Origin of the sequence: Levilactobacillus angrenensis (genome assembly GCF_003946085.1) — a bacterium.
Taxonomy (GTDB): domain Bacteria; phylum Bacillota; class Bacilli; order Lactobacillales; family Lactobacillaceae; genus Levilactobacillus; species Levilactobacillus angrenensis.
The window spans coordinates 184,215-197,786 of the sequence record NZ_RHOB01000002.1; the positions used below are offsets into that span (position 1 = coordinate 184,215).

Genomic DNA, 13,572 nt, shown 5'->3' on the forward strand with positions numbered 1-13,572 from the left:
TTTAAATTTCTCCCTAACTAGCCGACTCCCCCTGCTTCTTCTGCGCCACATACTTGCGGATAATTGCCATAAAGTCTTCGCCATACTTATCCAACTTACTCTGGCCGACGCCCTTGACGTCCAGGAAGGATTGGTTATCGACGGGCAGGGCTTCGCAAATGGCGTGGAGGGTCTTGTCTGAGAAAATCACGAACGGTGGCTTGCCAATGGCTTCTGCCAATTCCCGCCGCAGGGCGCGCAATTCTGCGAACAGTTCGTCGTCTTCTGGCGCCAGCCGTTTGACCTGCCGGGCCATTTTCCGAAAGACTTGTGTCTCGCCCTTCAACACGGCGCCGCCCGCAACGGTGACCTTGAGCGTCGGGTATTGCCCGCCGACACTGGCGAGATAGCCCGCGGCCGTCAAAAAGTCGATCAGCTCGCCGACCGCCTTTTGCCGCTGACCGCGCATGATGCCATAGGTCGCCACCTCATCTAAATGTTGCTCCAGGACCCGCTGATTGTACGCGCCCGTCAACACCTGGGCGACCACCGCTTTGCCGTAGCGTGACCGCAAGCGAATCACACAGGACAGAATCTTCTGGGCGTCCGTGGTAACGTCTTGCGCTTCCCGGTCATCCAAACAATTGCTGCAGCGGCCACACGGCGCCGACTCCTCACCAAAATAATGCAGGATGAACTGCTGTAGGCAGCCTTGCGTGTTGGCATAGCGGTTCATCACCTGCAACTTCTTATAGGCCCGCTGGCGGTGTTCCTCATCCATTTCCGATTGATCGATAAAGAACCGCTGAATTTGCAAGTCAGACGCTCGGTAAAGTAAAATCGCCTCACTAGGCAGGCCGTCTCGTCCCGCCCGACCGGCTTCTTGGTAGTAAGCTTCAAGTGTCCCGGGCACCTGTGCGTGAATCACGAAGCGCACGTTACTCTTGTCGATACCCATGCCAAATGCATTGGTAGCCACCATGACCTGCACCCGGTCATACAGGAAGTCCTCTTGATTTTGCCGCCGAACTTCCTCGGCCAAGCCTGCGTGGTATGGCGCCACGTCGACGTGATGTCGCTGCAGTAATTTGGTGACCCGGTCGACCTCCTTGCGCGTGCTGGCGTAAATGATGCCGGCCTCACCCGCATTGACCCTCAGATAGTCTAAAATGTAGCGGTCGGTGTCTTGGTCCTTGACCACCGTTAAGTTCAAATTGTCCCGGGCAAAACCGGTGTTGACCTCGTTGGCCGCATCGATATTCAGTTGTTGACGAATATCAGTTGCCACTTGCGCTGTTGCTGTGGCCGTCAATGCCAGTACTTGCGGGTGAGTCGGCAGTTGTTCGATGGCCGTACTCAACGCCAAATAACTCGGCCGGAAGTCGTGGCCCCACTGCGAAATACAGTGGGCCTCATCGACCGCCAGTAAGTCGATGGGCAACCGGGCCAGGGACTGGATAAAGGCGGCCGAATCCAACCGTTCTGGGGCAATATAGAGTAATTTATACTCACCGTTGTGCAGGGCGGCTAGCCGTTCTTGAATGTCCGGCCACTCCAATGAGCTGTTGATGAACGTTGCGGGAATGCCGCTATCATTTAACGCATCGACCTGATCCTTCATTAACGAGATCAGCGGCGACACGACCACCGTGATGCCGTCAAAGAGCATCGCCGGAATTTGGTAACACAGGGACTTCCCGCCCCCAGTCGGCATGATGGCTAGGCTGTTGTCCCCCGCCAAGACGTGTTCGATGACCGCCTGTTGGCCCGGTCGAAATTCATCGTAGCCAAAGACTTGTTTTAAAACTTGTTGCGCTGCCGTCAGATCCATCGAGTCGCTCCTTAATCCATTTTTTCACTAACTTTTTCTGTTCGTCTAATCGTCAAGTGATGTCGCCACCCAGACTGCTAAATTGTTGGCTGAGCTGACTGCGAGACGGCGATAATGCCCAATCGGTACCGACGAAATTCGCGATATTTTCGCGGTTTTGGCAGCTCTCGGAAAAAATTTTTAAACTTTTTTCGGAGGGCGCCGTCAATCGTCAATAAGTCTATTCTACTGGCATTCGGTTTCGGTTACAACCGAACAGAGTGATAATTAATTTTCACAATCTCGCCTAAAGATAGTTGACAGGTACGATAAATTCGACTATAGTAAATTCCATCGTACACAACTTAATTGGAGGCATGACATTTTGACAGAAGACGACTTAACCTTGGCAAATCAACTGTGCTTCTCGACTTACCATGCCAGCCGATTGCTGATTAAACTTTATCAACAGGCCCTTCAGCCCTTTGCGCTCACGTATCCGCAGTACCTCGTTTTGCTGGTTCTGTGGGAAAATGACCGTTTACCGCTCCATGAGCTGGGTGACCGCTTGGATTTCGGCAGCAATACCCTGACCCCCTTGCTCAAACGCATGGAGTTAAACGGGTGGCTGGACCGTGAACCCTTAGTCAGCGACCGACGTCAACTGATCATCACGTTGACCCCCATGGCGTTGCGCACCAAGCCTCAGATTTTTGCGGCCGTGCGGGAACTAGTGGCTCACCAGTCATTTGATCAAGTTCAGTACCGTGCCGCATTACAACTGAACCAACAACTTATCGAGAAGCTCCAACGACTGTTACCGTAATTTTCAGTCGTTCCAATCAATCGTCCACGACTTATTTAGAAAGAGGTATTTCACGTTAATGATACAATATGATGTTGCTTTTATTGGAAGTGGCCATGCCAACTGGCACGCCGCTGTCGCCTTGAAACAAGCTGGGAAGTCCGTCGTTATTATTGAAAAGGACTTGCTCGGTGGTACCTGCACCAACTACGGCTGTGACGCCAAGATTCTTTTGGACGGCCCAGCTGAACTCATCACCCGGATGAACCACTACGCCAATGCGGGGGTCACTGCCACGACGACCGTGGACTGGCCCGCCTTTATGGCCTACAAGCACCAGGTCATCGACGCCCTCCCCAACCAAATGGCTCAAGCCTTTGACCAATTGGGTATCGACGTGATTCAGGGGAGTGGGATCTTAATGGGCGACCATTTGATTCAAGTCGGCAAGCAGGTCATCTCGGCGACCAACATCGTCATCGGCACGGGCCAACGGTCTAAACGCTTGGCCATCGTCGGCAAGGAATTCATGCACGATAGCCGGGAGTTCTTGAACCTCCCCGAGCTCCCCAGCCACGTGACCTTCATCGGTGCCGGCATCATTACCTTAGAATTCGCTTCTCTCGTCATGGCACTGGGTAGTCAGGTCACGATCATTGAACATGGCGACCAGGCCGCTCGGGGTTTTGACGCCCAACACGTGGGCAAGTTGATCACTCAAATGGAAGCCAACGGCGCGACTTTCCACTTCGGTGAAACCGCTCTGGCCGTTGACGTGACTACCGATGGCTACCAAGTCACGACGACTAGTGGTCTGAGTGTCGCCACCCAATACGTGGTCGACGCCACCGGTCGCGAACCCAACGTCACGAATTTGGGACTGGAAAACGCCGGCATCCACACCAACCAATTTGGCATTGAAGTCGACGACCATTTACGAGCCAATGGCGCCAATATCTACGCCAGCGGTGACGTCATCGCCAAATTACAACCGAAGCTGACTCCAACGGCTACCTTTGAGTCCAACTATATTGCGGGGCAAATCCTGGGCGCTACAGCTCCAATCGACTACCCTGCCATCCCCAGCGTGCTCTTTGCCTTACCGCGTCTGGCCCAAGTCGGCGTGACCACCGCAACGGCAGCCGCTGACCCGCAACGCTATCACACGCAAACGATTCCGTTCGGCCAACTGTTCGCCTTTGAATATCAAAACGACACCACGGCCGAAGTGACTGCCGTAATGAATACTGCTAACCAATTAGTGGGCGCGGCTGTTTATGGGATGGATGCACCGGACATCATCAACGTGCTCACGCTGATCACCGACCAACACCTGACTGGTTCCGACTTGCAACGGCTGATTCTGGCCTTCCCAACGGCGACGCAGGGCATCATCGACACGCTGGTCCCGCTGTTACAACCGACAGCCACTACGGCAGAGTAACCTTTGTCATCCGACGACGCATAGCGTTGAGATTAGCCGTTAGCTTCGCCAGGTGAACTGGCCGCCACCCGTTCGCCAAATGGGTTGCCCGCTGTTATTCCTCAATATCACTAGTAACCTTAAAATTTAACCCAAAACGATGCAACTCTCCACGGACTTTCCCTGTGAGTTGCACCGTTTTTTTCTGTCGCCACGCAGCGTAAATGGTGGTTGCCATCGACCAGCAAGTTAGCCCACCGCCAATACCAGTGCCTTTTGCGCGCGCGATGTGCCGGCGCGTGCCATACTGGTCCTAAAGGCCAGACATCATTGTGGGGGTGACATCATGGCACGTGCGCATAAATTTTATAATATCAGTGTCGTCTTGTTGGCGCTGGCATCCATCGTCTTGACGATTCTGGACTTCTCCGGTCTGATTCACTTGACCCGTTGGCCGTGGGTCGTGGCCGATCAAGGCATCTTGGCATTCTTTACGCTGGACTACTTGATCCGGCTGGGACTGGCTAAAAATAAGCGGGCCTTCTTTCGCCAAAATATCTTTGACCTGCTGGCCATCATCCCCCTCAGCAGCATCTTCAGCTTCTTCCGACTAGCTCGCCTGACCCGACTGTTCCGGTTGACCCAGCTCTTCCGGTTCGTCCGCTTAGTGGGCTTTTTAGGCAAACTCCGCCATGTGCTCAAACGGTTCCTCAAAACTAATGGCTTCATTTACTTACTGTGGGCGTGCATGGCCATTCTGATTTTGGCGGCGACCCTCTACGCCTACGCCGAACACGTCTCCTGGGGCGAAGCACTCTGGTGGGCGATTGCGACCACCACGACCGTGGGCTACGGCGACGTCGCCCCGCACACCACTATTGGCAAGGTAGCCGCGACCATTTTAATGCTGGTGGGCATCGGCTTCATCGGGGCGCTGACCAGTACCATCACCACCTACTTTGCCAACCGGGAATCGGCAACGGATTATCGGCGCCTCGAGCAGCAATTGACGACCATTTCGCAACAGAATCAGGAGCTGCGACAGTTGGTTGAACGTCTCCAAGAAAAATTAGACAATAAATAACGGCTAGCCACCCCATCTTCCTGCCGAACTACTTCTCTTCCCCTAGGCCCAAATGATATAATACGGGTTAAAAGGAGTTGCTGCATTTATGGAAAAACGTATTAAAGGTTCATGTACGACCATCTTAGTTGGGAAAAAGGCCTCCATCGACGGTTCCACGATTATTTCACGGAACGACGACGGTCATGAAGCCCTCGACCCCGAAAAATTCGTGGTCATCAACCCGGCCGACCAACCACGGCATTATCAATCCGTGATTAGTGGAGTCAAGGTGGAATTGCCAGACAATCCGCTCCGTTACACTTCTATCCCGAATTCCATCCTGACCAACGGTATCTGGCCAGCTGCCGGGATCAACAGTGACAACGTCGCTATGTCTGCGACCGAAACCATCACAACGAATTCCCGCGTCATGGGCATTGACCCATACGTCGCCGGCGGTTTGGGTGAAGAAGACCTGGTCACCTTGGTACTGCCTTACATTCACAGCGCCAAGGAGGGGGTCGAACGCTTGGGCAGTTTGCTCGCACAATACGGGACTTACGAACCCAACGGTATCGCCTTTTCTGATAACAACGAAATCTGGTGGTTAGAAACCATCGGCGGTCACCACTGGGCTGCTAAACGGATTCCGGATGACGCTTACGTGGTTGCCCCTAACCGGATGAACATCGACGACTTTGATTTCAACGCCGATGACACCCTGGCCTCAGACGACCTGGAAGACCTGATTGCCAAATACAACCTGAACCCCGACTTTGATGGCGTCAACTTGCGCCACATCTTCGGGAGTGCGACTGATAAGGACACGGTCTACAACAACCCGCGGGCTTGGTTCGGTCAAAAGTACTTCACGCCGGACGCAATCCACGATCCGCAAGATCAAGACCTGCCATTCATTTGCCACGCTAACCGCAAGATCACGATCGAAGACGTCAAGTACGTCTTGAGCTCTCACTTTGAAAACACCAAGTACGACGTTTACGGGGATGGCTCCGAAGCTGACAAGACCAAGTTCCGGCCAATCGGTATCAACCGGAACCACGACGTGCACATCTTGCAAATTCGTAACAACGTGCCCGACAGCATCGCCGGGATTCACTGGTTAGCCTTTGGTGCCAACACGTTCAACACGGTGGTGCCATTCTACGCCAACGTGGACGACACACCAGCCGCTTACAAGGACGCCGACGGGACGTTTAACCTGAATCACATGTACTGGTTAAGCTGCACCACGGCCTTGCTGGGTGACACGGATTACGACCTGTACGTCGACTTCCGCAACACCTTTGCTTTGGAAGCGATGGGCGCTTACCGTAAGATTCAAAATGACACCGACGCCGCTATCGAAAACGGTGCCGACGTGGCCATTTTGAAGGAAGCCAACGAAAAGCTTTCCAACGAATCCTTCACGCGTCAAACCAAGTTGCTGGGCGACATGGTGACCTTTGGTTCCGAACACATGAAGCTGCGTTACAACTTAAACGACTAATTCACTTGATGAATGGCCGCTTGGGAGACCCCTCCTGAGCGGTCATTTTTCTTTGGTCTCACCAGTATACCTGCTCCCATCCTGGCTGTATAGCAAATTCGTTTTAAGCTGCTACTAGTCCGTGAGCGAAATGATTTGTCGGTTTAAAGGATGGGGCCAACGGATGGGCCAAATCAAATCGGTACGTCAAAAGAGAGCTTGGGTAGTTACACCCAAACTCTCTCGGCATTGCTTATATTAGTTCATCATTACCCGTTGACCGTTTGGGCGACAGCCGCATTGACCGCGTCCTTTTCGGCTTCGACCAAGGCGACGCGCGTTGCGATGACCTTGGTGTCCATGGTAATTTCCCGGGTTAACCCTGGGGTGTTTAATTTCGGTTCAAAGAAGGCCTTGAATTCAGCCAACCGTTCCGGCGTGTGGAAGACACCCGTGGTGACGGTAATGTAGGTGGTGAATTCCATGTCCCCACCGACCGTATCTTCCAGCCATTGCCAGTCGTTTCTGATCCAATCCCAAGCTGCCTGTTGCCCCTTGTGGGCTAGCACGCCGCGGTACCAGGCCCGCAAGTCTTGTGGCTTGATGGTGTCGGCATCTTCGAAGGCGGCGATTAATTTGGCCACCAGCGCACTATCCGGTGTCGTTGGCAATGCCGCAGCGATGTCGGCCTTGTAGCTGGCATCACTGGACTTACGATAGTCATTTAACAACTGGTCAAACAGCGCAGCGGACCCGAAGTTTTCGACCTCATTGGCCAAAATGTAGACCCGCACGGCAGCCGGTAAGCTGGCCAAGTTGTCTTGATGAGCGGTGAAAATGTCATGAGCCGCTGTTAACGCCGCATCATCCTTGGCGTAGAGGGCGGCACTCAAGATTGTTGGCCGCGTCAGCTCATCATCGTTGCTTTCACCGGCCTTAGGTAACCAGCCCAACCGCGCGATTTGATCGCCGCTTAGCTTGCCAAATAAGGCGCGTAACTGTTGTTCTTCGGTGGTGCCTTCCTTGACGAATTTCTTCAAGTTAGTGGCGACACCGTATAAGACGTCATTGACGATGGCTGAGTGGCTAGCCGCAAACCGTGGCAACAACGGGACAATATCGGCGTAAGAGATTTGATTACCTTCCGCCAATAACCGCAGATCTTGTAACAGCTGTAATTGCGCGATAGCATCTAGGTCAGTCAAATGGGCCAGAATATCTTGCAACAAGGTGGCGTCATACTTGACGATGAAGTGCGAGTTGTTCCCCACGTTTAAGCGGAACGGTTCGCCGCTAGCCTGGCGCAGCTCAGCGTAGTCGCCTAACGTGGCATCTGTATCCGCGAAGATAGCGGGTGCGGCGTCATAGTTGCTGTTCAACGGAACTTGCCATTGCCGGCCAGCATCCTTGCCATCCCCGATAAAGAATTGTTGCTGGTGGATGGTCAATTTGCCATCAACGACTTGCGCAGAAACCACGGGATAACCCGGTTGTTCCAGCCAAGACGTCATGATTGCACCAACATCCATGCCGGAAGCGGTACCAAGGGCTGCCCAGAGATCAGCACCCGTAGCGTTGCCGTAATGGTGGGTCGCAAAGTAATTTTTCAACCCTGCCCGTAAGGCATCGTCGCCAATCAAAGCACGGACCATGACCAGCATCCGGGCACCCTTGGCGTACACGATGGCACTGTCGAAGAGTGCGTCGATTTCAGCCGGGTCTTCAACTTGCACGTGGACGGATTGTACGCCGTCAGTAGCGTCCCGTTGGAGCGCCATGGGAGCTTCACCCGTCTGGAAGGCTTCCCAAATGTGCCAATCCGGTTCGATGGCATCGATGGCCACGTATTCCATCATGTTGGCAAAGCTTTCATTCAACCAGAGGTCATCCCACCACTTCATCGTTACCAGGTCACCGAACCATTGGTGAGCCAGTTCGTGAGCAATGACCGTGGCCACGCGTTGCTTGGTTTCAAAGGCGGTGTTATCCGGATCTAACAGCAAGTATGCTTCCCGGTAAGTGACCAGCCCCCAGTTTTCCATGGCCCCGGCAGAAAAGTCCGGTAAGGCCAATTGCCAAGAATGTGGTAGCGGGTAAGGTGTTTGATAAAAGTCTTCATAAAATTCAATGGACCGCTTGGCAATGTCCAAGGCAAAGTCGAGTTCCTTGGCCTGGTGTGCCTTAGTCGCAAAGACCCCGACCTGGACGCCACTCTTAGTCGTGGTCAGCTTACTTTGCATGTCACCAAAGGCAAAGGCAATCAGGTAAGAGGACATCCGCACCGTGGTGTCAAAGTAGTGGACGCCGTTTTCCGTCTTGACTTCGGGCATGTTGCTGATGATGGTCTCGCCCGCGTGTTCATCAAACTTGATGGCCAGATCAAATGTGGCCTTGGCTTCGGGTTCATCGACACACGGAAAGGCTTGGCGGGCCGCGGTCGTTTCAAATTGGGTCCCGATCAGCTGCTTCTTTTCGCCGTTCAGTTCGTAGTAAGATGGGTAAATGCCCATCATGCTGTCAGTCAATGGTGCGCTGAAGTCAATGGCCAGCGTCGTTTCACCGGTCTTGGTCAGTTCGATGTGAATGGCTTCGGTCTCGTCGTCAAAGGTAAACGGAACCGCTTGACCATCGGCCGTAACGGCACTGATGGTCATGTATTTTTGGTGAATGGCAATCCCCGTTTCCTTGGCGTCACCGGTAATGGTTGACGTCCCAGAAATTTGCTTGGTTGCCCGATTGATATCGAGAGATACGTTGTAATGCGATGGTTGGAATAATTCATAAAAATGTGTGGATTCTGCCATAGTTTTCTCCTTAAATTCTTAGAATAAACCCATTATACGACAATTGATTCTGCAGTGCCACGAATGACCCAGGAAATTACTGATTCCCCGCTTTGAGCCAGGTCTCGACCTCTTGGCCGGTAATCGCAGTCGTGAAACGGTGACTGGGCCCCCACTGGATGGCGGGATAAGCACTCTTCAACGTTGCCGTGGATTTGGCGATTGGTGTCGATCCGGAGGTGCAGAACTGCCGGACATCCTTGCAGCGGAAAAGCCCAGTCTCCAGTAATGTGTTGATCACGTGGGGCACCTGCCCCCACCAGAGCGGCGAGCCGAGAAAAATGGTGTCGGCCTGTGAAATCAGGCGTTTATCCGGCATCACGATACCGGGACGCGAGGTACTGTCGTTGGTCTCCAGTGACGTCCGACTGGTCGGTTCATTCCAGTCCAAGTCAGCCGCCGTATACGGCTGTTCAGCCTGCAGTGCCACTAACTGGGCACCCGTGACTGCCGCAATTTTCTGCGCCACCGCTTGAGTGTGGCCCGTGTTGGAAAAGTACAAAATCACTTGTTTTGCCATGTAAAATCCCCCTGTAATTGGATTTTTCTCTCTAGGTCAAGTTTACACCTTGGGTGGGGGATTCTTGTAGTGAAAGCGTAGGAAACGGGAAGTGAAACAAAAGGCAATTAGCCGGTAATTATTCTGACTAGTTAAAGTAAACGCACGAGGGCCTGGGATGTTCTGTCCCAGGCTCCCTCGAAATATTATTTAACTCTATGAAGAGTGGTATTGCCACCACGTTCCCAGGCAAACCCCAGTGTCTTGCCACGCATCGAGAAAAAGTTCCGCTTGGTATAGAGTGTATCCCCTCTCAAGAGCGCCACCCCGTGGTCATAACTAACAACATGAATCTTGTGGATTTTATGATCAAATGCCTTGTCGGGCAAATACCCTTTCATCTGCCATGTCGCAGACTTCTTATAAACGCGTATTTTTAATTTGGCGCTCCACATGTTCTTTTTGATATGACGTGAGCTACTGTATTGCGGCTTGACAACCCAAGTTCCCCGCATCTTCTTGGGTAACACTTTAGTACTGGCATTAGCCGGCACTGTCATGGCCGGTCCCAACGTAACCACTGTCAGTAAAACTGCTGCGAGTTGTTTCAACTTCATCTGTATCGCTCCTCGGATTATGTATTTGGTACATCCTTAGAATACCATGGTACCAGCGATTGTTCTCAGATGAGCGGCCCGAATCTTTCAATTAATCAGGTTTGGTGGTGGTAAACGTCATATGCTGACTTTTTAGCGTTTTACCCTATCCTGTGACCTTACTTAAGCACCGCTTTTCTTGCCCAACTCCGGTGTCCTACTACGTGAGGGCAAACAAAAAGGCCGGTGTTTGAGCACCGACCAATGCAAGCCGCTTAAGCGTACGCATGCGCTTAACAGCCAACACGTTAATGTTTGGCCTTGGACTTGCATACCGTAATCTGCCATTTCGGTCTAGCAACCACCATTCAACGCCAGTATGGTTACTTCTTGTAGTAGTAAAGGTTCAACGGTCGCCCATCTAAATAGTGATCGAGACTGACCACTGCTGACTTACCATTATGCTTAACCCGCTTGTAAGTCGTTGCCATATCACTGTTCATCTTATACCAGCTAATCCGCCAACGGCCTTTCTTCAGCTTCTTCACATTCAAATCACTGTGATTGTAGAAATACGACTTCTTTTTACCAGACCACCTGATCTTAGTGATGGTCTTCCCATTCACGACATACTTATAGTTGTACACATATTTCGTAGCCTTAATCGTTGAACGATACTTGTATATATCGCCGCCAATATTTTCCTTTTCTCGGTGGACCCAAGTCCCTCTGAGTGCCTTGGGCATCGTCGTGTAGTGAATCTTGGCTTCCGCGGTACTACTAGGCAACGCCAAACCGCCCAACACCAACCCGGCCGCCAGCGCAATCGTCGTTGTTACTAACTTTATTTTCATTTAAATCGTCCTCCAAACACACGGTCTCAACTGCTTACTTCCGGACTGGATCTCTATCCCACAGACTATCGTCAGATACCGTCTTAATCCCATGGTACTGACCCAGTTTGTGCCAGTGTTTTTGACTTCGGTTCAGGCCCTTATTCGGGTCAATGTGGTTCCACAACCGCTTTTGCCAAACGGTCATCCGCTTGTTTTTCTTGGAGAACTTCACCTTGTAACGTTGGTCTGAATAGCCTGAACGCTTCAAAGTCGACTTGATTTGGTAGGTGTGCTTGCCCATCTTCTTGTAGGCCGTCGCCGGGTCGCTTTCGTAACGACTGTTGTTGATCAGAACCTCGTCAAATGTGTCCTCATACTTACCGTTCTTGTAGTACGAACGTAAAACGTCGGCGAAGTAGTATTTGTTCTTCCACTTGCCCTGGGTGAGCTTCCCAATTTCAATGTAATTCCGGGAGTAGAGCTGCTTAGCGGACCCAAACTTGGCGCCCTTTTGGCCAGCCCACAACTTGTGTTGCCGCACCAACTTGGGTAGCCCTTGATGCCAGGTACTAGCGTCGGCCGTGGTGCCCGTTGCCAGCACCAACGCGCCAAACGTGACGAACATGAGTAGTAATCCCTTGCTTAATTTACGCATCCTGATTATCTCCTCTTCAGTGATTTAGCCTTTTACTATTTCCGCGTATTCATTGCCGTAAAGACGTTGGCAGCTGCAGAAACCTTGGCAGCTGAATTCGTTGATTCGGCTACGGCCAGATTCTGTTGTTGCAAGGCCAATTGGTCGTTTTGGAAATTCTGATTTTCTGCGACGTTAAAGGCTTCTTGCAATGTCGTTGCCCGATTTTCTTGGACTAAATGGATTAAACGGTCAATCGTCCAGTAACTGTAGAATTCGCGGGGGAAATCCTGCAATCCCGCCAGGTAGTCTGGTTGCGCCTGTTCATTTGCAATTCGTTGATTGACTTGATCAATTTGCGTATTGAGCTTTCCTTGATCCGCAGAGCGCCGCATCCGCAGAAAAACATAACCACCTAACAAAATTACCAAGATAATTCCCGCAACCACAACGTTATCCACCATAAATAAGAGAAACAACATCACCACAACGAAAATGTTCCGGGACTTCTTATACTTATTAGACACGCCATCTGACTGTGTCTGTAAAACATAGATGTCATGGCGCAAGTCCTGAACCTTAGCCGTTAACTGCTGTTTGTCCGTAAGATAACTGATGATTTCTTCCTTTGTCATTTAACCAATCTCCATTCCTTTGCTAATCCAGCGGTTAATCTGCATTCTTCGTGTACTTGAATCCTTTGGCCAAGTTTGCCAGACCATCCGCAGAGTCAACGACGAAAGACTTTTTGTCCTTAGCCAGCGTTGCGGTCATATTGGTTTCGTTGATTTTCATGGTGAGCTGATCACCCTTTAACTTATATGTACCTTCATTAATCTTTTTATTGCCGTCAAATTCCGTGACCTTACTTCCCTTGAATTCCAGGGTATCGGTTGACTTAGCCAATAAGAGGTCCGTCGTGTGCGAGTATTTTCCACTTAAATGTCGCGGCATCAAAACAATCAAGCCTACGATAATGACTAGCACAACGATACCGCCAATCAACCAGCTTTTCTTCAACTTACCATTCTTATCCTTTAATCCATCCACATTGTCATCTCCTAATTACTTCCTACGGGTACCTCAAATTTGGCCGCATTAGTCAGTTAAAAAAAGCAGCCAGCGATGACGCCTTTCGTGATACCCTACCACACCACTCATTCTGCCACCGACCAAACTGACCATTTACACTATCACTATATATTCCACCAATCTATTACTTAAATATACGACTCCTCACCCTCACTTTCGTTACTAAAAACCAGTATTAGCAATTAAGATGGCTGTATCCTTTTCCAAGACGAAAGATTCACCCGCTGGTCATTAGTGCCAAGGTACAATTAATACTGGTATTCTATACTGTTAATATTAATAAAGTTTTCCTTAAGTGTCAATATAGCATTTACTTAGTACCAGTATTTTAAGTACGTCTCTCTGCTATTCTGAGAGCGTAAAATATCTTGTGTAAATGCATAAAAGATTTCTGAATTGTATAGAAATAGGGAATGCCTTCCCTTATGATATTTAGTAATCACAGAAAACATCACAGGAGGCATTCCCCATGAATGAACTTACCACAGAAATTATCGCTG

12 protein-coding genes are annotated in these 13,572 nt (G+C 51.0%); 4 read left to right on the plus strand and 8 right to left on the minus strand.

Annotated features, from left to right (window positions below; translation table 11 throughout):
* Nucleotides 1–13: 13 nt before the first annotated feature.
* Entirely contained in the window at nt 14–1,810 is a 1,797-nt protein-coding gene (gene recQ / locus EKM83_RS01835; protein WP_125574937.1) for a DNA helicase RecQ, read from the minus strand.
* Between the two features lie 364 nt (nt 1,811–2,174).
* On the opposite strand from recQ, the gene EKM83_RS01840 reads away from it, so the two are divergent.
* From EKM83_RS01840 to EKM83_RS01855, 4 genes are all read left to right on the plus strand, one after another.
* Nucleotides 2,175–2,615 (plus strand): MarR family winged helix-turn-helix transcriptional regulator, encoded by a 441-nt coding sequence (locus EKM83_RS01840; protein ID WP_125574938.1) that lies wholly within the window; start codon nt 2,175–2,177, stop codon nt 2,613–2,615.
* A gap of 58 nt (nt 2,616–2,673) precedes the next feature.
* A complete protein-coding gene (locus EKM83_RS01845; protein WP_125574939.1) occupies nt 2,674–4,038 on the plus strand; it encodes a dihydrolipoyl dehydrogenase family protein in 1,365 nt (454 codons plus the stop codon).
* Nucleotides 4,039–4,363: 325 nt separating this feature from the next.
* The gene (locus EKM83_RS01850; RefSeq protein ID WP_125574940.1) at nt 4,364–5,101 is read left to right on the plus strand and encodes an ion transporter; all 738 of its coding nucleotides are present in this window, start codon (nt 4,364–4,366) and stop codon (nt 5,099–5,101) included.
* An 88-nt stretch (nt 5,102–5,189) separates the two neighbouring features.
* The gene (locus EKM83_RS01855) at nt 5,190–6,593 is read left to right on the plus strand and encodes a C69 family dipeptidase (RefSeq protein WP_125574941.1); all 1,404 of its coding nucleotides are present in this window, start codon (nt 5,190–5,192) and stop codon (nt 6,591–6,593) included.
* 248 nt (nt 6,594–6,841) lie between these two features.
* Here the strand turns inward: EKM83_RS01855 and EKM83_RS01860 are convergent, their stop codons facing one another.
* The 7 genes from EKM83_RS01860 to EKM83_RS01890 all read right to left on the minus strand — a co-directional run bounded on the left by EKM83_RS01860 (nt 6,842) and on the right by EKM83_RS01890 (nt 13,030).
* Nucleotides 6,842–9,376 carry a M1 family metallopeptidase gene (locus EKM83_RS01860; RefSeq protein ID WP_125574942.1) on the minus strand — a complete coding sequence of 845 codons (2,535 nt, stop codon included), beginning with the start codon at nt 9,374–9,376 and terminating at the stop codon, nt 6,842–6,844.
* Nucleotides 9,377–9,452: 76 nt separating this feature from the next.
* Nucleotides 9,453–9,935, minus strand: a complete 483-nt coding sequence (locus tag EKM83_RS01865) for a flavodoxin (protein ID WP_125574943.1) — start codon at nt 9,933–9,935, stop codon at nt 9,453–9,455.
* A gap of 185 nt (nt 9,936–10,120) precedes the next feature.
* The gene (locus EKM83_RS01870; protein ID WP_125574944.1) at nt 10,121–10,531 is read right to left on the minus strand and encodes a hypothetical protein; all 411 of its coding nucleotides are present in this window, start codon (nt 10,529–10,531) and stop codon (nt 10,121–10,123) included.
* Nucleotides 10,532–10,893: 362 nt separating this feature from the next.
* Nucleotides 10,894–11,364 carry a hypothetical protein gene (locus EKM83_RS01875; protein ID WP_125574945.1) on the minus strand — a complete coding sequence of 157 codons (471 nt, stop codon included), beginning with the start codon at nt 11,362–11,364 and terminating at the stop codon, nt 10,894–10,896.
* A 34-nt stretch (nt 11,365–11,398) separates the two neighbouring features.
* Nucleotides 11,399–12,001, minus strand: a complete 603-nt coding sequence (locus tag EKM83_RS01880; protein WP_125574946.1) for a hypothetical protein — start codon at nt 11,999–12,001, stop codon at nt 11,399–11,401.
* A 35-nt stretch (nt 12,002–12,036) separates the two neighbouring features.
* Complete coding sequence (locus EKM83_RS01885) at nt 12,037–12,615, minus strand: hypothetical protein (RefSeq protein ID WP_125574947.1); 579 nt, start codon at nt 12,613–12,615, stop codon at nt 12,037–12,039.
* Nucleotides 12,616–12,649: 34 nt separating this feature from the next.
* Entirely contained in the window at nt 12,650–13,030 is a 381-nt protein-coding gene (locus tag EKM83_RS01890) for a hypothetical protein (protein WP_125574948.1), read from the minus strand.
* Nucleotides 13,031–13,572 lie beyond the last annotated feature (542 nt).